General features: G+C 59.1%; 16 protein-coding genes. 11 read left to right on the forward strand and 5 right to left on the reverse strand.

The genetic code is table 11. The features are described from left to right. Positions 1 to 5 precede the first annotated feature (5 nt). From HCG46_RS05200 to HCG46_RS05215, 4 genes are all read right to left on the reverse strand, one after another. On the reverse strand, positions 6 to 1,493 hold the full coding sequence (locus HCG46_RS05200; RefSeq protein WP_168684967.1) for an aldehyde dehydrogenase: 1,488 nt from the start codon (positions 1,491 to 1,493) through the stop codon (positions 6 to 8). A gap of 8 nt (positions 1,494 to 1,501) precedes the next feature. After that, positions 1,502 to 3,022, reverse strand: a complete 1,521-nt coding sequence (locus tag HCG46_RS05205; protein WP_168684969.1) for a tripartite tricarboxylate transporter permease — start codon at positions 3,020 to 3,022, stop codon at positions 1,502 to 1,504. Positions 3,023 to 3,029: 7 nt separating this feature from the next. Beyond that, on the reverse strand, positions 3,030 to 3,569 hold the full coding sequence (locus tag HCG46_RS05210; protein WP_055656045.1) for a tripartite tricarboxylate transporter TctB family protein: 540 nt from the start codon (positions 3,567 to 3,569) through the stop codon (positions 3,030 to 3,032). A 66-nt stretch (positions 3,570 to 3,635) separates the two neighbouring features. Next, positions 3,636 to 4,571, reverse strand: a complete 936-nt coding sequence (locus HCG46_RS05215; protein ID WP_031270417.1) for a tripartite tricarboxylate transporter substrate binding protein — start codon at positions 4,569 to 4,571, stop codon at positions 3,636 to 3,638. A 269-nt stretch (positions 4,572 to 4,840) separates the two neighbouring features. On the opposite strand from HCG46_RS05215, the gene HCG46_RS05220 reads away from it, so the two are divergent. The 8 genes from HCG46_RS05220 (at position 4,841) to HCG46_RS05255 (ending at position 17,079) form a co-directional block, all read left to right on the forward strand. Beyond that, positions 4,841 to 5,626 (forward strand): IclR family transcriptional regulator, encoded by a 786-nt coding sequence (locus HCG46_RS05220; RefSeq protein WP_075282357.1) that lies wholly within the window; start codon positions 4,841 to 4,843, stop codon positions 5,624 to 5,626. Beyond that, entirely contained in the window at positions 5,616 to 6,296 is a 681-nt protein-coding gene (locus HCG46_RS05225; protein WP_168684971.1) for an HAD-IA family hydrolase, read from the forward strand. Before HCG46_RS05220 ends, HCG46_RS05225 begins: the two co-directional genes overlap by 11 nt. Continuing rightward, complete coding sequence (locus HCG46_RS05230) at positions 6,293 to 7,648, forward strand: aminotransferase class III-fold pyridoxal phosphate-dependent enzyme (protein WP_168684973.1); 1,356 nt, start codon at positions 6,293 to 6,295, stop codon at positions 7,646 to 7,648. Before HCG46_RS05225 ends, HCG46_RS05230 begins: the two co-directional genes overlap by 4 nt. Positions 7,649 to 8,490: 842 nt before the next feature. Then, a complete protein-coding gene (locus HCG46_RS05235; protein ID WP_168684975.1) occupies positions 8,491 to 9,633 on the forward strand; it encodes a LuxR C-terminal-related transcriptional regulator in 1,143 nt (380 codons plus the stop codon). A gap of 25 nt (positions 9,634 to 9,658) precedes the next feature. Then, the gene (gene bcsA / locus HCG46_RS05240) at positions 9,659 to 11,914 is read left to right on the forward strand and encodes a UDP-forming cellulose synthase catalytic subunit (protein WP_168684977.1); all 2,256 of its coding nucleotides are present in this window, start codon (positions 9,659 to 9,661) and stop codon (positions 11,912 to 11,914) included. A gap of 11 nt (positions 11,915 to 11,925) precedes the next feature. Continuing rightward, on the forward strand, positions 11,926 to 14,208 hold the full coding sequence (locus HCG46_RS05245) for a cellulose biosynthesis cyclic di-GMP-binding regulatory protein BcsB (RefSeq protein WP_168684979.1): 2,283 nt from the start codon (positions 11,926 to 11,928) through the stop codon (positions 14,206 to 14,208). Between the two features lies 1 nt (position 14,209). Then, entirely contained in the window at positions 14,210 to 15,307 is a 1,098-nt protein-coding gene (locus HCG46_RS05250; RefSeq protein WP_052001968.1) for a glycosyl hydrolase family 8, read from the forward strand. Continuing rightward, positions 15,286 to 17,079: a hypothetical protein gene (locus tag HCG46_RS05255; RefSeq protein WP_168684981.1), complete on the forward strand. Its 1,794-nt coding sequence runs from the start codon at positions 15,286 to 15,288 to the stop codon at positions 17,077 to 17,079. The genes HCG46_RS05250 and HCG46_RS05255 overlap by 22 nt, the downstream gene beginning before the upstream one ends. A gap of 175 nt (positions 17,080 to 17,254) precedes the next feature. Here HCG46_RS05255 and hpaR read toward each other — a convergent pair whose 3' ends face one another. Next, complete coding sequence (gene hpaR, locus HCG46_RS05260) at positions 17,255 to 17,707, reverse strand: homoprotocatechuate degradation operon regulator HpaR (RefSeq protein ID WP_023003267.1); 453 nt, start codon at positions 17,705 to 17,707, stop codon at positions 17,255 to 17,257. 102 nt (positions 17,708 to 17,809) lie between these two features. On the opposite strand from hpaR, the gene HCG46_RS05265 reads away from it, so the two are divergent. The 3 genes from HCG46_RS05265 to hpaD are packed head-to-tail and all read left to right on the forward strand — an operon-like array spanning position 17,810 to position 20,607. Further along, complete coding sequence (locus HCG46_RS05265) at positions 17,810 to 18,196, forward strand: 5-carboxymethyl-2-hydroxymuconate Delta-isomerase (protein WP_023003266.1); 387 nt, start codon at positions 17,810 to 17,812, stop codon at positions 18,194 to 18,196. Positions 18,197 to 18,199: 3 nt separating this feature from the next. Then, the gene (gene hpaE / locus HCG46_RS05270) at positions 18,200 to 19,711 is read left to right on the forward strand and encodes a 5-carboxymethyl-2-hydroxymuconate semialdehyde dehydrogenase (RefSeq protein WP_168684983.1); all 1,512 of its coding nucleotides are present in this window, start codon (positions 18,200 to 18,202) and stop codon (positions 19,709 to 19,711) included. A 41-nt stretch (positions 19,712 to 19,752) separates the two neighbouring features. Beyond that, a complete protein-coding gene (gene hpaD / locus HCG46_RS05275) occupies positions 19,753 to 20,607 on the forward strand; it encodes a 3,4-dihydroxyphenylacetate 2,3-dioxygenase (protein WP_168684985.1) in 855 nt (284 codons plus the stop codon). Positions 20,608 to 20,616 lie beyond the last annotated feature (9 nt).

Below are 20,616 nucleotides of genomic sequence, written 5' to 3' on the forward strand. Positions count from 1 at the left end.
TATCCTCAGAGCTGGATCCAGGCTGTCTTCAGGTCGACATACTTGTCGAGCGCGTGCAGCGACTTGTCGTGGCCGTTGCCGGACTGCTTCATCCCCCCGAGCGGGACGGTCATGTCCGAGCCGCCATAGGTGTTCACATGGATGACACCGGAGCGGACTCCGGAAATCATCCGGTGCGCCCGGCCGAGATCGGACGTCCAGATACCGGCGGCGAGACCATATTCGGTGTCGTTGGCGATCCGGATGGCCTCTTCCTCGTCCTTGAAGGCGGTTACGGCCAGTACGGGCCCGAACACTTCCTTCCGGGCAATCGTATCGCTCGGCTTGACCCCGCTCATGACGGTTGGAGCCATGTAGTAGCCGCCGGTCTCGGTCAGGATCCGCTCACCGCCGGTGCGGCGCTCGGCACCTTCGGCTTCCGCGGCCTCCACGAATTTCAGGTCGGCTTCCAGCTGGGTCAGCGAGTGAACCGCGCCGATCTGGCTGGAAAGATCCAGCGGATCGCCCACCTTGAAAGCTTCGGCTTCCCGGCAGATCGCGGCAACGAAATCGTCGTGAATGTCCTCCTGCACCAGGAGGCGCGAACCGGCGACACAGACCTGGCCGGAATTGCGGAAGATCCCCGCCGCCGACACCTTGGCAGCTTTCGCCAGATCAGCCGCATCATTGAAGACGATGTTGGGGGACTTGCCGCCCAGCTCCAGATAACAGCGCTTCAGGTTGGATCTGGCGGAATATTCAAGAAGCCGCCGCCCTGTCGCACCGGAACCGGTGAAGACCAGGATGTCGACGTCCATGGACAGGGCCAGGGCTTCGCCGACCACGGCGCCGGGGCCGGTCACGACGTTGAAGACACCGTCCGGAACTCCTGCCTCCGACGCCAGTTCGGCAATCCTGAGCAGGCTGAGCGAGGCTGATTCCGCCGGTTTCAGCACGATGGAGTTCCCCATGGCGAGCGCCGGAGCAATCTTCCAGGCGCCGATCATCAGCGGGAAGTTCCAGGGAACGATGGCCCCCACGACACCGACCGGTGCCCGGTGGACAAGCCCCAGCACATTGTCTGCCGTCGGCGCGATCTCGCCATAGATCTTGTCGAGTGCTTCGGCGTAGTACCGGAAGGTCCCGGCCGCGGACAAAGCCTCGGCCTTGAAGGCCATGTTGATCTCGGTGCCGTTGTCGCGCACGCCGAGAACCGCAAGCTCAAGCGCTTTCGTCTCGATCAGATCCGCCAGCTTCAACAATACCTTCTTGCGGTGGGCCGGGGCGGCTTTCGACCAGCGGCCATCCTCGAACGCCTTGCGCGCGCCCTCAACAGCAAGTCTCACATCGGCGGCCGTTCCGCTTGCGATCCTTGTCAGCGTTTTTCCGTCAATGGGGGAAAGCACCTCCAGCGTCGCCCCCTCCCGGGACGCGGCAAAGGCGCCGTTTACAAAATGCCCCTGCTCGGCAACGGGCTGGTTGCGCAAAACGTCGATTGCGGCCTGGTCAAGCATCTTGGTTCCTACCCTTGCTGGGTTGAGGTTTCGGAAGTGTCCTCTTCGCGATCCCGTCGCGCCTTTTGCTCGCGAATGACCGTACGTACGTGCAGGACGAGAATGAGAATGATCGCTGTGAAGAGGATTGCGGCGATCGGCCTGTCGATGAAATCGAGCGGGGAATTCACCCGCGCCATGGCGCTGCGAAGCTTCACCTCCATGATCCCGCCAAGCACCATGCCGAGGATGATCGGCACAATGGGCAGGTTGAGACGCTTCAGCACCAGGCCGAAGACGCCGAAGCCGGCGGCAATCGCGCAGTCGGTCACCGAGTTGCGCAGCGAGAACACGCCGACAAAGGACAGCGTCATGATCATCACGCCCAGGAAACGCGTCGGGATCTGAATGATCTTGAGCAGCAGCCCCGTGGAGGACAGGAGGAAGACCAGGACGATGATATTCAGGAGGATCAGCGCCAGATAGAGCGCGACCACAAAGTCGAGTTGCCCCTGGAACAGCTGAGGCCCCGGGATGACGTTATGAACATAGAATACCGACAGCATCATTGCCGTCAGCGCTTCTCCCGGAATGCCGAGAGCAAGCAAAGGGATCATCGCCGCACCGGGAACCGCATTGTTGGCAGCTTCCGAAGCGATCAGCCCTTCCGGTGATCCCTTGCCGAAAAGGTCCGGGTCCTTCGAGGATTTCTGCGCATAGGTGTAGGACAGGAACTGGGCAGTGAATTCACCCACGCCGGGGATCATGCCCATGAGAACACCGAAGCCGGAAGAAACGGTCGCCACCCGTTTGAACGCGAACAGCTCCTTGAGCCCGGCAAAGAGGTTGCCCTCGACCTTGGCCGATCCGGGTTGATGTTCCTTGTCGACCAGCAGCAGCAACGCTTGCGAGATCGCAAAGAGACCGAGCACCACCACGATGAGATCGACACCGGAGGTGAGCCAGCTCTGGTCGAAGGTGAAGCGCTTCGTGTATTTGGCAGGCTCCAGGCCGATGGTGCTCAGGAAGATGCCGAAACAGGCCAGCATGCCGGCGGCAAAAACCTGTCCGCGGTGCGCAACCACAACCAGGATGATGCCCATCAACGCGGCCAGGAAGATCTCGCGGCTGCCGAAATGCGGTGCGATCATCGCCAGAACCGGCGAGAGGACGATCAGGCACAGGATCGAGAACATGCCGCCGAAGAAAGAAGCCGAATAGGCGAGCGACAGCGCCCGATGCCCCTGCCCCTTCTTGGTCATGGGATAGCCGTCATAGGTGGTCAGCGCATTGACCGCCGTACCCGGTGTGTTGATCAGCACCGCCGGAATGGCGCCGCCATACATGGATGAGCCATAGACGCCGAGCAGCAGCGTCAAGCCGACGATAGGCTCGAAGGAAAAGGTTGCCGGCAGCAGGATTGCGATGGCGACGGCAGCTCCGACACCAGGAATTGCGCCGATGATGACACCACCGATGGAGCCGATCACCAGGGCCGCAAGAACGTCCCATTGGGCAAGCATGGACAGGCTGGAGAGGATCAGTTCCATTCTCGCCTCACAGATAGGTCAGGGCAAAGGCGCGGATGCCGTCAGGCAGCGCCTCGTAGATGTGGCCTGCGGGAACCTTGACCTGCAAAAACGCGCGGAAGATCACCACCACAGAAATGCTGAAGGCAACCGCGGCACCCAGGTTGAGAGGCGTTGCCTCGCCAATCCGGACACACAGAAACAAGGTGAAGGCGAGTGTCGCCGGCAGGTAGCCGATTTGCGGCACCAGGAGCACGTAGATCAGGAAATAGGCCACGAACTCGAACGACTTCAGCCAGAAGCCGACCTCGCGCCATCGACCCGGAATGCGCTTGGAGCAAAGCGAGCCTATGAAATGCAGGCTGGCGAACAGCACCATGCCGCCGATAGCGACTGTGGGCCAGAACCTTGGCTGTGCAAACCACTTGGTCCGCTTGGCCCAGACCGTCTCACCCGGGATCTGCGACAGAAGAAATAGGGAAAATGCCAGGAACAGGATTGCAAACACGATGTCGCCGGGCCGGCGATAGCGTTTGAACAGTTCCTGCAGCGTCTTGATGCGCGCCAAGCCGAACCCTCCTTGGAACCCGAAAGCAACCGGCCGGCGCGAGATGCGCCGGCCGAAATAGTCGCCTTATTGTTCGATCAGCTCGGAGATTTTCTGAAGCGCCGCCGCATCAGCCTCGATCTGCTGTTCGGACTGAACCGGGTCCTGCCAGTAGATCAGGACGCCGGTCTGGCCGATCAGCTCGAGCGCCTGCGGCGACTTGAGCGCAGCTTGCGCAGCTTCGGAAATCTTGATCCGTGCATCTTCGGGAACGTCCTTGTGAACGAACAGCCCATTCCACAGCGCAACCGACAGATCCGGGTTGATTTCCTGCATGGTCTGTACGTTCGGCGTCAGGGACGTCCGTTCCTTGCCGATGCTGGCCAGGATCTTGACCTCGCCGAGGCACGGCTGGATCTGCTGCAGTGTCGTGTTGATGACGTCGACATCGCCGGAGGCCAGCGTGTTGCAGTTCAGCTCGTCAAAAGCTGCTTCGCTGGCAAAGTCGAAGCCGGAGGTCTTGGCGGCAGCGAAGGTGATCTGGGTGGGCGGCAGGAACGAACCGAAATGGCCGAGAGCGATCTCGTTTTCCTTGGCGTAATCAGCCAGCTCCGCCCACGTGGCGTAGGGCGCGTCTGCGCCAGCGGCAATCACGAACGGATAGGTCATGAAAATGCCGATCGGCTCGAACGGGTTCGGCGAAAGTTCGGGAATTCCGATCTGCGGACCACCAATCGGCACGTCGGTAACGAAAGAGCCGACCGTATAACCGTCGGCAGGCGCTGTCGCGACTTCCACTGCACCAGGGAACGGACCACCGCCGCCACCCGGCTTGTTCACGACCGCTGCCGGCACGCCGTACATTTCCTGGAACTTGTCCGCGATCAGACGGGTCAGCACGTCTTCCAGGTCGCCCGGAGGCCACGGAACGATGAACGATACAGGCTTTTCCGGATATTCAGCCAGAGCGGCCGTTGCCGACATCAATGTCGCGGCCGTCAGGGCGATCACTTGCTTCTTCATTTCAACAGTCCCTTTTCTGGTCAGGTGACAGCCGGACTTTGCGCCGGTCTTGGTCATTTTTTATTTGCTTTGTTAATTATTGTGATCTTAAATAATGAGATGTCAACCTTCAATCGAAGCGCTGACCCTTTTGTTTACCTCGCAAAACGGTTCAAATAACAAACCATCGGTTTAAAAATATATTGTTTCAAATGAAACTACATGTCAACATCGTCCCGTCAAATGCCGGAGCTTCAATCCGGCGCCTGCGGGAAAGGAACTGCTGAAGCATGGGCACGATCACAAAAGCGCTGAGCCTGCTGAACCACTTTTCCGCCAGCCGTTCGGAAATCGGCCTGACCGAGTTCCGCAACCTTTCGGGCCAGGACAAGGCAACGGTTCACCGGCATCTGACCGAACTCACAGCCAACGGTTTTCTGGAGCAGAACCCGGGCACCAAAGGCTATCGCCTGGGGCCGGCCATCCTGCGTCTTGCGGCAGTCCGCGAACGACTGTTCCCGGCAAGAAGGCTTGTCGCTCCACTGGTGGAACAGTTGGCTGGAGAACTCGGGGAGCTGGTTCATGTCTCCTTGCGGGAGGGCAATCACCTGTCACCGCTCTATCATCATGACGCACTCATTCACGGCACGCGGGTCTATTTCGACGAAGCTGAATTGCTGCCGCTGCACGCAACTGCCTCCGGTCTCGCCATGCTGGCCTTCGGTCCGATCGATCTGCTGCCGAAGCTTCTGAAGACGAAGCTCAAACCCTCCACCGGCTACACGATCACCGATACCGAGCTATTGAAACAGACAGTCGAACAGGTTCGAAACGACGGTATTGCCTTTATCGACCAGGGATTTGAAGAGCACGTCTCTTCCTTTGCCTCGCCGATCTTCGGCGACTTGCCCGAGGCAGTCGGCACCATTGCCGTTGCCGCCCCCACCGTTCGCATGACCGATGAGCTGAAAGCAAAAATCCGAATTTCCCTGCCGATCGCGGCGACGGAAGTCACTGAAAAACTCGGCGGCGTTGTCCCGGTCGATTTGAGAAGGATCTGGCGCGATGCCGCATGACACGAAGGCTCTGGTGCTCGATTTCGGCGGGGTTGTCACTCGCACGATTTTCGAGACCCACAACCTGACCGAACAGGCTCTCGGGCTCGCCCCCGGCACCCTGACCTGGCGCGGCCCGTTTGATCCGGCAACCGACAGTCTTTGGCAGGCAATGCAGCGGGACGAGATTTCCGAACGCGACTACTGGCACCGGCGCACGCAGGAAATTGCCGAATTGACCGGCAACGAGTGGACGGAAATGGCCCAGTTCGTGAAGGCTGCGCGCGGCGCTGATCCCGATGCCGTCATGCGCCCGGAAGCCCTGGCCGCAATCGACATTGCCCGGCAGGCAGACTGCAAGCTTGCGATCCTGTCCAATGAGCTGGACCTTTTCTACGGTGCGGACTTCAGGAAAAAGCTCGCTTTTCTGGATGATTTCGACGTCATCGTCGATGCCACCTACACCAGGATCCTGAAGCCGGATCCGCGTGCTTATCAGCTGTGCCTGGACGAACTCGGCCTGCCCGCATCCGCCTGCGTCTTTGTCGACGATCAGCTGCGCAACATTCGCGGCGCGGAGACGGCCGGTCTGCAGACGGTTCACTTCGACGTTCTTTCCCCCCGATCTTCCTATGACCAGGCACTTTCGTTGCTCGGCCTGCCAAGTTTACTCCAAGGAGACATGACATGAAGGATTCCAACTTCCTGAAGGAAAACAACGCCCGCCATGTCTGGCATCCGATGGCTCATCCGGCCGACAGCCAGACCAATCTGCCGACGATCCTGACAGGTGGTCGCGATGTTTTCATCACTGATGTTGACGGTCACGAAGTTCTTGATGCCGTCGGCGGGCTGTGGAACGTCAACCTCGGCTACTCCTGCGAACCGGTGAAACAGGCAATCTCCGACCAGCTGAACGCCCTGCCCTATTACTCGATCTTTCGCGGCACATCGAACGACAAGGTGATCGAGCTTTCCTACGAACTTGCCGATTTCTTCGCCCCGGACGGGCTGACGCGCGCCTTCTTCACCTCCGGCGGCTCGGATTCGGTCGAAGTCGCCCTCAAGCTCGCCCGCCAGTATCACCGCATTCGCGGCGAAGCGGGCCGCACCAAGTTTCTCAGCCTTAAGAAAGGCTATCACGGCACCCATTTCGGCGGCGCCAGCGTCAACGGCAACGGCAAGTTCCGCAACGCTTACGAGCCTCTGCTGCCGGGCTGTTTCCACATTCCGGCTCCCTACACCTACCGCAACCCGTTCAACGAGAGCGATCCGGCGAAACTTGCCCAGCTCTGCGCAGCCGCCCTCGAAGACGAGATCGCCTTCCAGGGAGCCGGCACCATTGCCGCCTTCATCATGGAGCCCGTCCTCGGCGCCGGTGGTGTCATGCCTCCCCATCCGAGCTTCATGCCGATGGTGCGCGAGATCTGTGACCGCAACGGCATCCTGCTGATCTCCGACGAGGTCATCACCGCCTTCGGTCGCACCGGCAGCGAGAGCGGTGCACGCCACTGGGGCGTCCAGCCGGACTTCATGTGCACGGCAAAAGCCATCACAAACGGCTATTTCCCGTTCGGCGCGGTGATGATCGCCGGGTATGTGGCCGAAGTCTTTGAAAACGACACCAGCGGGATCGCGTCCATCGATACCGGCTACACCTATTCCGGCCACCCTGTCGGCGCGGCAGCCGCGCTGGCTGCCCTCGCAGAGATCCGACGTTTGAAGGTCCATGAAAACGCCGCCGTACGCGGCAAGGAACTTCTTGGTGGCCTGAAGGGGCTCCAGGAACGTTTCGAGGTGATCGGCGACGTGCGCGGCGAAGGACTGATGTGCGCCATCGAACTCGTCTCCGACCGCGCCAGCAAGAAACCTTCGGCAAAGGATGCCCCGCTGAAACTGCAGCAGGCCGCCTATGAGGACGGCGTCATGATCCGGGTCTCCGGAAACAATGCCATCTTCTCGCCGCCGCTGATCGTGAACTCGGACAACGTGACGAAAATCCTGTCGGCGGTCGAGACCGGACTGAAAGCCGTTTCCGGCTAATCCCTCGGAAGCATCTCAGTAACACGCAAGCCTCAACGGCCGGCACCACCACGTTGCCCTGAAGCCCTCTCAAGACCTCGAGGGCTTCGGATCCTCTAAAGGCCACTTGCCATCAGAAGACCAGCACGCGGCGCGCAAACAGCCAACGGGATTTGCGCGCCCTGGCTCTTTTGTTTGTCCCAACAGCAAGCTGCCCGCCAATTTGAGGTCGAATTTCCCTAACGTTTTCAACCGCTGCGCGACATTTCTGGCCGCCGCGTATCAAGTTTCGAAAAATTCGATCACAAATTCAGGCAGGCAAAACGCTCAATTCTCGAGCCTGAACTCAAATTAGCCAAGTCCGCCTAATTTGTCGGCAATCTGAATAGTTAAATCAAACAAGACAAAATTTTATCTCAAACAGATTTCACCGGGAATTTCGCGACATCGCCTCGAGACATTTCGACGCAAACAGTAAAAATCGAAAAACACGACAAATGCTGCAGCGCAACAATACACGCAAGCACACCACCTTGACTTGCATTTTTCAAATTCAACGAAAACCATCTCCTGAACACAACCCGATGATCTTAATGTATTCATCGATATATCTCATTTAATACTGAAGAATATTCTATAATTATCTTAGAGTTATAAATTAACCAAGACTGTAGTTGCTTTAAAATTGATGCAATTGCACTAGAGCAACGGCATGAAGTTTCCGGTATAAAAGGTTTAATAATTTATTAACCCCCTAAGAAACCAATCGATCGATTTAGATAAAATTCAATTTCAGAGAATGAAACGAGCCAGAACTTAGATCGTCACCACGAATAAAATCCATTTCTACCTGGGAGCAAAAAATGTATTTTGCAGGAAGGGACTTTAACGAAAGTGTTTTATACGGTGGCCAGACAAAAGAACGCCGCAACCGAAGCAATTTAGACTTTCCTTATGCACTGGCCAAACGCTTTGAATTTCTTCTCTTCAGCATCTTTGTTCTGGATGCAAGAAGGAAGAAGATCGAGATTTGCTATACAATTGATGACAATCGTCAAGCCTGGGAAGCTGAACATCTTCTCGGGAACGAAATAGACACGTTCTCCCAAGTAAAAGCCAACTCCTGCACCCCCGTTACACACGACACCGAGATCCTGCATTGCACCGCAACAACACCCGATGGTTTGTCGCGCGATACAACCCTTGAAACCAACCGTGCGGCTGTTCTCATGGTCGAATTGGGAATGGGTTTGCAGCTCTATCTTGCCGCCCACGTTCCAGTCGGCTTTTCAGACAGTCTTTTCCAAGGTGTTGTTGCTTATGCGGATGACATCTTCGGCGGCTTCGAGGCCTATGCCGAGGATCTCGTTTACGGGCGGAACCGCACTGAACTGACAAGCGCGCAATACTGGATCAAACACATCAAGTCTCCAGCGCTTGTGTTCTTCGGCAACGGCTCAGTCCTTGTCAAAAACCCGGCGATGGAAAAGGTGCTGCAGAAAGGCGGCGATCTTCGCCTCATCGACGGCAGGATCCAGGCACCTTTGAGCCTGGCACCGTTCTTTGCCCGCAACTCTCGCGACTTGCCCGTCGATGCCCCGGCAAACACCGGATCAACTCGGCAGGAACGGGCACGGGTCATGAGCATTGCCGGTGGCCCCCGCTACTTTGTGGAGGCCATCCCGTCCCAGGTGTCCGACGAGGAAACCCGGGATCCCGTCAGATCCTATTTCCGCAAGAAGGTCCTGATCACCGCGGACACCGCCTCCAACGAGGTAAGCGCCGAGACGATCAAAGCCGCCACCGGGGTCACGCATCAGCAGGCGCGCATCATCAAGAAAATAATAGACGGCAAAACCGTAAGACAAGCCGCCGAGGAAATCGGGATCAGCTACAACACCGCAAGAAATCACCTTGCGATGGCACAGCAAAGAACCGCAACAAGCTCACAAATAGAGCTCGTCAACTCGGTGACAAAAGCAATTCAAATAGCACCAGACCAATAACGTACAAAGTACAGGAACTTAGGCTATGCTGAACTTACTTTTATACGTATTCGCGACGATAGCGACCATCGCTACATTTTTCATCGTCACGCTGCCGCTTTCGGTTGAAGTTCAACTCTTTCTCGGCCTCTTCGTTCTGGTCGCCATGCAATTCACGAAGGTCTTGCCGGGCACTCTGGGACGCGTCACGTTTCTGACGCTCGGAGGGTTGCTCGTCGGCCGTTACGTTTACTGGCGCGTGACACAGACGGTTCCGCCGATCGAGAACTTTTACGATTTCGTTCCCGGCGTCCTGCTGCTTGTTGCAGAGCTCTTCTGCATCTTGATGTTCTTCCTGTCGGCGCTCATCGTCTCCGACCGTTATGAGCGTCCCCGCAAGGTGCAGAACTCCGACGCCGATGCTCCGACCGTCGACGTGTTCATTCCCAGCTACAACGAGGATCCGGGCCTCGTCGCCTGCACCATCGCCGCCGCCAAGAACATGGACTATCCGAAGGACAAGTTCCGTGTGTTCCTTCTGGACGATGGCGCCACGCTTCAGAAGCTGAATTCCACGGACCAGAAGGCCGCCCTTGCCGCTTATGAGCGCAGCCAGGAATTCAAGCGGATCTGCGAAGATCTCGGTGCGACATATCTTGCTCGTGAACGCAACGAACACGCCAAGGCCGGAAACCTCAACTACGGCCTGTCTCGGTCGGAAGGTGATCTCGTGGTGGTCTTCGACGCCGATCACGCACCGGCACGGGAGTTCCTGCGCGAAACCGTCGCCTACTTCAAGGATCCCGAACTGTTCCTGGTTCAGACACCGCACTTCTTCCTCAATCCGGATCCGATCGAGCGCAATCTGCGCACCTACAACATCATGCCCTCGGAGAACGACATGTTCTACGGCATGATCCAGAAGGGCCTCGACAAATGGGACGCCACCTTCTTCTGCGGCTCCGGCGCCGTCCTGCGGCGTGCAGCCCTCAATGAAGTCGGCGGTTTCTCGGGCGTCTCGATCACGGAAGACTGCGAAACCGCTCTCGAGCTGCATTCGCGCGGCTGGAAGAGCGCCTATGTCGATCGTCCGATGATCGCCGGCCTGCAGCCTGACACTCTCGCCTCGTTCATCGGCCAGCGGTCCCGCTGGTGCCGGGGCATGCTGCAGATCCTCATGCTCAAGAACCCGATGTTCAAGCCGGGCCTGAGCTTCATGCAGCGCGTCGCCTACATGTCCAGCGCCATGTTCTGGCTGTTCCCGTTCCCGCGGCTGGTGTTCCTGCTGGCGCCACTGATGTTCATCCTCTTCAACATGAAGATCTACATCGCCTCGCCGCAGGAATTCCTGGCCTACACGATGACCTACATCCTTGCGGTGGTAACGATCCAGTCCGGCCTCTATGGCAAGCTCAGGTGGCCCTGGATCTCCGAACTCTACGAGTACATCCAGTCAATCTACCTGTTCCCGGCGATCTTCTCCGTGCTGATGAACCCGCGTGCGCCGAAGTTCAACGTCACGACCAAGGGTGAAACACTCGAAGAAGAACAGCTGTCGGTCATCGCATGGCCCTACATCATCGTCTTCGCGGTCATGCTCCTCACGACCGGCGTGCTGGCCTGGCGCCTGCAGAACGACACCGGCCAGACTGCCCTGCTTGGTGTTGTCGGCATCTGGCATGTCTTCAACCTGATCATTGCCGGTGCAGCCCTTGGCGCCATCCTGGAACGGAAAGAAGTCAGAACCGCACCGCGTATCCGGGTCCATCGCAAGGCGACGCTCCGCCTTCGTGACGAGACCATCCCGGTCAATCTGGTGGAATCCAACACCAACGGCCTGCTCCTTCAACTTGAAAGAGCACCAGCTTGGGGGAACGTGCTCGGCGACAACGGCCACCTGACATTCCATCCCCGTCAATCACTGGACCGGTCAGCCGATGCGACGCCGGAACCTGACGCCGCGCTTGCCGAAACAGGCATCAACATTCGTGTCGCCTCCCAGCGGGCCGGCTCGAAGGGAATTCTGATCGGCGCCGCCTATCTCGACACCGTCGCAACGCGAGCAATCGTTTCCAGCGACGTGATGTTTGCCGACCTGACAATACCGAGAGCCCTGCACAACAGGAAGCTGACGGGATCCTCGGTCGTCGCGGGCATGATGCGCCTGACCAGATGGGCACTTTACTACGGCATTCGCGTCCCGGTCCTCGGCCTCATGACAGCTCTGCGGTCCGGCCTGAAACGCAAGCCGGCACCTGTCGAACAGGACCTGCCTGAATCCGTCCTCGCACCTGCAGAATGAGGATTGAAGCAATGAAAACTCTGTATCACCTCAAAGCCGCAACCTGCCTCAAGGCAGCGCTTGTCGCCTCAACCTTGATTGCTCTGCCTGTTTCGGCAGTTGCCCAGCAGCTCGACGTATCGGTGCTCGACACCAAGACCGAAGACCGCAGCACCATCCGCCGACTGACGGCAACCGCCGACCAGCTCCGGATGGAAGGCGAACAGGCAGAAATCCGGCTTGCCGTCTACGCTCCGCGGGACGAGGTCCTTCTCTATCGCAAGCTGCAGGTGGACTACCTGACCGCGGTCTCGACCGCCCCGGAACATTCCAGCATGAGCATCATGGTCAACGGTCAGCCCGTTGGCGACATTGAACTCAACGCAGGCGCTCAAAGCTCCATGCGCAGCTTCGATCTCCCTCCCGGACTGATGGTCGAGGGGTTCAACGAAATCCGGTTTATCGCGAAACACAAGCACCGTGTGGACTGCACGATCCCCGCCACCTATGAACTGTGGACGGTGCTGAACCCGGCAAACACGGGTATCGTGTTCGATCCGGGCCCGGACAACACACCGAAGGTGTCGGCCAGCCTTGAACTGCTGCGCGCGGTCCCGAACGACAAGAGCGGCGCCACCAACATGCGCCTGCTGCAACTTGGTACGGCGAGCGCCGGGAATCTGGACCGGGCCCTGGCAGTTGCACAGACTGTCGCGGCTTTCGGGAAATACCATAACCCGGACATCCAGATCAGGAACGAGCCGGGCAACGATGCCGGCCTGGATATCATAGTCGGCACTCGGGCCGAGCTTTCGCACGCAGGCTTTGCCGTTGGCGACACGGGCTCGGAAATCCCCGGCCTTGCTATCGTCCACCGGCCGGATACGGGCAGGGTTTCCCTGTTTCTCGCGGCAGAGAACCGCCCGGCTCTGGACAAGTCCATCGAGGCCTTCAAACAGGCCCTGCAGGCCAAGCCGATGCTGGGAAGCCGCCGGGGTATTGCTGCATTCGAAAACAAGTTCGGTTACGAGATCGAACCCGGCGAAACGGTTTCCCTGGCAAAGATCGGCGTCAGCAGCAAACGCTTTGACGGCCGGCTTCTCCGGCAGGACTTCTCGATCCGCCTGCCGGACGACTACTTCGTCGGAGACTATGGCAAGGCCAAACTCAGCCTGAACATCGATGCGCTGGCAAACCTGTCCAATGCCAACCGGCTGCAGGTCTTCGCCAATGGTGCCGCACTTGCGTCTGCGGAACTGACGCGTGACGGCATTTCATCCCGCAATCCACTCGATATCCCGCTTGGCGGCTTCTCGCCCGGCTTCAACGACCTGCGCATCGAAGTCTCTTCCCTGACTGAAGATGATGCCAGCTGCGACGTCGCGACCGGCCTCAACGGCGACCGGCTGTCGCTTGATGCGGACACATCGACGATCGAGTTCGATGCACTTGCCAGAATGCGCGTGACACCGAGCCTGTCTCCTTCCGACCTTCTGCCGAAAAATCCTGCAGAAAACCGGCCGACCACCATTCAGGTGCTTGCCGACGACCCGAAAAGCCTGGAGGCCGCTGCACAGCTTGCCGTGGCAACGGCAGCAATCACACAGCAGGTCCGGCCGATCGCCATCACGACGGCCTCCGCCTCGGTCGGCAATCAGCCGGGGCTGATTGTTGCCCCGGTCAATCGCCTGTCGGGCATGGCCAAGGAAGCCTATCTGGACACGCTCGACCCGGAAAGAACGCAGGGCTCGCGCAGTCAGGTGGGCCGCTTTTTCGGGCTGAAGTCTGTTGACGAAAACGACACCAGCCTGATGGCAAGCATCCAGCGATACGCCGGATCCGCCTGGCGCAGCGTCGGCTTCAAGCTCAATTCCGAAGTTCCGTCCGACCGCAGCTTCGCGCTGCAGGGCAACAGCATCCTGATCGCACAACGAACCAAGACGCTGACATCCAAGGAAAGCTGGGTTGCCTTCATGGGAGCCCCGGTCAAGCAGGACACCTGGACCGTCGTGACCGGCCTGACGAGTGACGACATCAAGGCCAGTACGGAAACGATGCTGCGCGAAGGCAGGCTTGCCTGGCTCACCGGCGACACGTCGCTCTATAACGCGACCACCAACCGGTTTGCGTCCGAACGCCTGTCCGATCCGAACTACTTTGCCTCGCTGGCAAACCCGTCCGAGTTCAGGAACAGCCGGCTCGTCGTGGCAGGATTGGTCTCGCACAACATGCTCGACTTCGTCGTGTTCATGCTGGCGTTCTGCCTGATCCTCGGCTTCAGCTACTACGTCTCCCTCAAACGGTCCGGACGCTGACATGCTGAGGCTTTGCATGACAACCGGCATGGCACTTTTCCTGTCGCTTGCTCCCGCTCACGCCGAACCGGTGTTCGGCGCCAGCGCGCGCAGCAAGGAAGCCGTGTCGCTCTGGCTGGGGTCGGCGTGGCGGGACTATACGAGCCGCCACATGACCCCGGAAGGAGCCGTCATTGACGATGCCAATGAAGGCATCAGTCACAGCGAAGGCCAGGGCTACGGCATGGTTCTGGCCGTCGCGGTGGATGACCGCGAGACCTTCAAGCTGATCCGCGACTACACCTACGAGAACCTGCAGGTGCGCAAGGATCACCTGTTTGCCTGGAAGGTGCTGCACACGCCGGAAGGTCCCAATGTCGCCGACACCAACAACGCGACGGACGGGGACCTGCTGATCGCCTGGGCGCTGATCGAGGCCTACAAGAGCTGGGGAGACCCTGAAGACCTTGCCTCGGCAAAGGTCGTTCTGGCGGATATCGCGGCAACGCTCCTTCAGCAAACCGCCCTCGGACCGGTTCTTGTTCCCGGCAGTGAAGGGTTCGTCTCCGGCGATCATCAGACCGTCACGGTCAACCCGTCCTACTGGGTCTATCCGGCCCTGGAAACCATTGCCGAATTCGATACGTCCGCGAACTGGGGCGAGGTTGCGGTTGTCGGAGAGGACGTCCTGGACCTTTCCCAGAGGGCTCCAAGCTACCTGCCACCGGATTGGGTCGATATCGGCGGTCTCAAGCTGGTTCCTTCAGATAAGTTCACACCTGAATTCGGCTACAATGCCATCCGGGTTCCGCTCTATCTCGCGCTGTCCAGAAATGCCCTGCGCGTGAAAAAGGCGGCGGATTTTTCAACACTACGCGGCTTTGCCGATCCCCGCGGCCCATCGGTTACGCAGATCGTCACGGGCGAGCCGAAGAGTGTCATGGGCGGCATCGGTTTTCGCGCAATTGCCGCCCTGACCAGATGTATGGACAAGGCCGAGCCATTCCCGTCCGAACTGCTGCAGATCGGCACAGACGACTATTACTCCACAACACTTCAGATCTTCACGATTCTCGCAATTGCAGAGAGGTATCCGCAATGTCTTTCACCAGAATGGTAATTGCCTCCTTCGCGCTGGCGTTTGCGACCAACGGTTCCCTGGCGCAGTCCGCTCCGTGGGAAGCCGCGCCGCAACAACAACTGCCCGGCGGCTCTCCGTTTGTCCTGCAGGCACCTGAAACCGGTGTTTTGCCGGTCCAGCAGGCCAATGTTTCGCCTTTCGCGCTTTCGGTCACCCAGCCAGGGGCTGCACAGTCCGCCGCCCCGGCAGCCCCCGCGACTGCCAAGGTCGATGAAACGGCTCTGCGCTACTACGCACAGAACGGTGAGATCGGCCGTGTGTCTGCCGAAATCAAGCGGCTGAAGTCTCTTCATCCGGACTGGCAACCGCCGGAAAACATCTACGACCGCAACCGGATCGAGGTGAACGAACAGCCGCTCTGGGATCTCTTCGCCACCGGCCGGACCCAGGAGCTCTACGCCAAGATCCGGGAATACATAAATCTCTACCCGGGTTATGAGCCTTCAGCCGAATTGCGCCGACAGATCATCAATGCCGAAGCGCGAAAGACCCTCATTCAGGCGTCCGAACTGGGCAACGCCCAGGAGGTCATCAAGATCGCGGTGAAGAACTCCGATCTTCTGACCTGCCAGGAAATCGACATTATCTGGCGGACAGCCAGGGCTCTCAACGAGACCGGTCAGGACGTCAAGGCGCTCGAAGCCTACAAGTACATCCTTGCCAACTGCGCCAATGAGGACGAACGCAAGGCCACCGTGCAAAAGGCTGCCGAAGTGCTGCCGCGCAACGCGGTGGAGCAGCTTGTCGCCTACGGCAGAACCGGATTGGACGGCCGCTCGGAATTCAACGAAATCTACCTGGACCTGTTGCGTGGTGAAGTTGGCGAAGGCGCCACCGATCCCGCCATGCTGGTCGACAAATCGGATCTGGACGCACTCGCCAATTCGGCTGCAAAACTCCAGAACCCGAACGATGCCGAACTTCTTGGCTGGTATTACTATTCCCGCGAAGAGTTCAAGACCGCCACCAAATGGTTCCAGACAGCCTACAAGCTTCGCCCCTCGCCAAAGGCCATCGAAGGTATGGTCGTCTCCATGAAGGAAGATGGCGAATACGAGGAAGCCGAGGAACTTGCCTACAAGAACCGGCGCAAGGATCCGCTCATCCTCAAGGCATATCTGGAAGTCGTTTCGATCCAGCTTCTGGAAGGCTATGGCACCGAGATGGATTTCAAGCGCCTGTCGAGATTTGCGAACGTCGTCCAGGATGCGCAATCGCCGATTGCCGCCCAGGTGTTCGGCTGGCACTTCTACAACATGCTTGAACTCGATGAAGCTGAAATCTGGTTTGCCAAATCGATGGAGTTCCAGCCGAACGAATCCGCGGCCGTCGGCCAGATCGTGGTTGCTCAGCGCAAGAAGCAGAAAGCCCGCGAACGACAGTTGATCGCGCAATGGTCAACCAAATTCCCGGCGATCAAGACCCTCGGCGGCGCACAGCTTGCGTCCGCTTCCGAAGAACGCAGCCGCTCCTCTGGCGGATCGCGCTCCTCCGGGTCTTCCTACCTGCGCTCTGCCGAACAGGAGATCAGCACCGGAGATTATGCAGGCGCTCTGCCGTACCTTGAAAGAAACGCAATGAGCGGGCGCGAAAGCCGCAAGGCAAAACTGCTTCGGGCCTGGGCGCTGTATCACACGGGCCGGTCGAAAGAGGCGCACAAGCTCTTCGCGGAAGCCGACAAGGCGGGGTCCACGACCGAAACCCGCCAGGGCAAGTGGTTCTCCGAAAAGAAGATGTACCGCTACAACTAAAACAACTGGTCTCTTCCCGCACGAGACCAGAAGCCCGGGCTCTATTCCAGCTATGCAAGCTGAAGGGAGCCCGGGCCGTTTCCGGCCAATAGCCGGCATCCGGTGCCGGGCCCTCACCGCGATAACCGGCCTCAATCCATAATCTGTCCCAGCCCCAGGCTCAGTCCCTAGCCTCTTACAGCTTCTGGAAATCCTCCAGAATGTCGAGCAGCTGTGTCAGTTTCTCCTTGCCGATGACCTCTTCTATGCGCGCCGCGATTGCCTTGGCGTCATCGAGCTTATCCTCAATGATTGCCTGTCCGGCCGGCGTAATCGCCACCGTTTGCTTGCGCCGGTCCTTCTCGTCCGCCTGACGGGTCACCAACCCCTTTTCCAGAAGCGTCTGAACGATCCTGGTCTGGCTGGGGAGCAGCAGACAGGCCCGCTCTGCCAGGGTCGAGGCATCCTGTGGACCGAATTCTTCCAGCACCCGCAGGATGCGCCACTGCTGTTCGGTGATGCCGCAGTCGGAGAGCATCTCGCGGATCGGGCCCATGACCTTCTCGCGCGCCCGGATCAGCGCAATCGGGATGGAGCGTCTTGTGGACGGCAGCGCCGGGCCGTCAGCGGGTTCAGTGTCGTCGATCATGCAAGGTCCATAGCGAATTGGCAGATTATTAGACACAAAAAGTTTGACAGTTTCGATCTCATATATTTAACATAGCAAATATTGCACTGTTAAGGAAATCCCATGCCGCACATATCGCTGGAATATTCCGCCAATCTGGAACAGCGGGCCGACATAAAGGCCCTGTGCGAGCATCTGCGTGCGCAGGCCGCTACCATCGATGCCCTTCCCATGCCCGGTCTGCGGGTGCGGGCCATCCGGTGCGACCACTATGCAATCGCCGACGGCGACCCGAAACATGCCTTCATCGACATTTCCGTACGCCTTCGCGCCGGACGGCCGGACGACGTCAAGCGCGACGCAGCGGAGCGTCTGTTCAAGGCCGCAAAGGCTTTCCTGGAACCGGTCCTGGCCACCAGTTCGCTCGCGCTATCGCTTGAGATGCGCGACATCGACCCGGACCTTTCGCCCAAGACGGGCACCATTCGCGACCATTTGGGGACTGTCTGACCCATGTCTGACCTTCAGAACAACATCGAAAAACTTGAGACCTACCTCGCAAGGTTCCGGGAGACCGGCGTGCTGAACCAGATCGGCGGCAAGGCCTGCCCCGCAGCCTCCGGCGCGACATTCGAAACCACTTCCCCGGTGGACGACAGCCTGATCTGCAAGGTTGCCAGGGGGGATGCTGCCGATATCGATGCTGCAGCCAGGGCCGCCAAGGAGGCCTTTCCGGCATGGCGCGATTTGGCCGCGACGGAGCGCAAGAAAATCCTTCACAAGATTGCCGACGGCATTGTCGCCCGCGCCGAAGAAATCGCCTTTTGCGAATGCTGGGATACCGGTCAGGCCCTGCGTTTCATGTCGAAGGCCGCCCTGCGCGGCGCCGAGAACTTCCGCTTCTTCGCTGACAAGGCGCCAGGTGCCCGCGACGGCCAGGCCCTGCCATCACCGACCCTCATGAACGTCACGACCCGTCTTCCGATCGGACCGGTCGGCGTGATCACGCCCTGGAACACGCCTTTCATGCTGTCGACCTGGAAGATCGCACCGGCGCTCGCTGCAGGCTGCACCGTGGTCCACAAACCGGCGGAATTTTCTCCAGTCACTGCACGCATCCTGATGGAAATTGCAGAAGAAGCCGGCCTGCCGAAAGGTGTCTGGAACCTGGTCAACGGCCTCGGCGAAGAAGCCGGCAAGGCCCTGACAGAACATCCTGACATCAAGGCCATCGCCTTCGTCGGCGAGAGCCGCACCGGTTCCATGATCATGCGTCAGGGGGCGGAAACCCTGAAGCGGGTGCATTTCGAGCTCGGTGGCAAGAACCCCGTGATCGTTTTCAACGATGCCGATCTCGACCGGGCGCTGGATGCGGCGATCTTCATGATCTATTCGCTCAACGGAGAGCGCTGCACCTCGTCCTCGCGCCTTCTGGTGCAGGACACGATTGCCGATGAATTCGAGGCAAGGCTCATCGAGCGGGTGAACAACATCAAGGTCGGTCATCCCCTCGACCCAAAGACCGAAATTGGCCCGCTGATCCACAAGACCCATTTCGACAAGGTGACCGGCTACTTCGAAACCGCCCGCCAGGACGGCGCAACGATTGCCGCTGGCGGCAGCCGCGTCGGGACGGAAGGCTGCTTCGTGCGCCCAACCCTCTTCACCGGCGCGAACAACTCCATGAAGATCGCCCAGGAAGAAATCTTCGGCCCGGTCCTGACCTCCATCCGCTTCAGTTCGGAAGACGAAGCACTTCAGATCGCCAATGACATTCCCTACGGCCTGACCGGCTACGTCTGGACCAACGACCTGACGCGGGCGCTGAGGTTCACCAACGCTCTGGAAGCGGGCATGATCTGGGTGAACTCGGAAAACGTCCGCCACCTGCCCACCCCCTTCGGCGGCGTCAAGGCCAGTGGCATCGGCCGCGACGGCGGCGACTGGTCGTTCGAATTCTACATGGAGCAGAAACACATCGGCTTTGCGACCGGCCAGCACGCCATCCCGCGCCTTGGTGCGTGAGGAATGTGAACGACATAAGATCGCAGTAACGGGAGGAGACTATGGGAGAAATCGTTCTCGCGGCCAAGGTCACGCATGTGCCGACCATGCTGATGTCGGAACAGCCCGGACCTGTGGAGGGCAAGCGTCAGCCGGCTATCAACGGTCATTACGAAATCGCGCGCCGGGCAAAAGCGCTCGGCGCGACGACGGCGATCGTCTGCGACACGCATTGGGTGATCAACGCAGGCTTTCACATCAATGCCAACAAGCGGTTCGAAGGCCTGTTCACCTCGAACGAATTTCCGCATTTCATCCAGAACCTGCCTTACGCCTACGAGGGCAACCCGGAGATGGGCGACGCCATCGCAAGAGAGGCAACCGAGCGCGGCGCTTTCACGCTCGCCCATCATCTCGACAGCCTGGAACTTGAATACGGCACGCTGGTGCCGATGCGGTTCATGAGCCGGGAACACGACATGAAGGTCGTCTCGGTCGCTGCCTGGTGCACGGTGCACGGCCATGACGAGAGCCGTATCGTCGGCGAAGCGATCCGGGCGGCAGTTGAAACCAGTGACGAGAAGGTGCTGCTGCTTGCCTCGGGCTCCCTGTCTCACAAGATATGGGCCAACAAGGACTACGCCGCCAACAACGGCACTTTCACCATCTCGTCCGAGTTCAACCGGCAGGTCGATCTGCATGTCCTCGACATGTGGCAAAGGGGCGATCATGCCACCTTCCTTAAGATGCTGCCGGAATATGCCGACCATTGCTGCGGCGAAGGCTCCATGCACGACACCGCCATGCTCTACGGCGCGCTCGGCTGGGACAGCTACACCGCCGAATGCGAGGTCGTGACCGACTATTTCCCCAGTTCCGGTACCGGACAGACCAACGTCATCTTCCCGGTCCAATAGGTTTATCGC

It is taken from the genome of Labrenzia sp. PO1 (genome assembly GCF_012273635.1).
Classification (GTDB): domain Bacteria; phylum Pseudomonadota; class Alphaproteobacteria; order Rhizobiales; family Stappiaceae; genus Roseibium; species Roseibium algicola.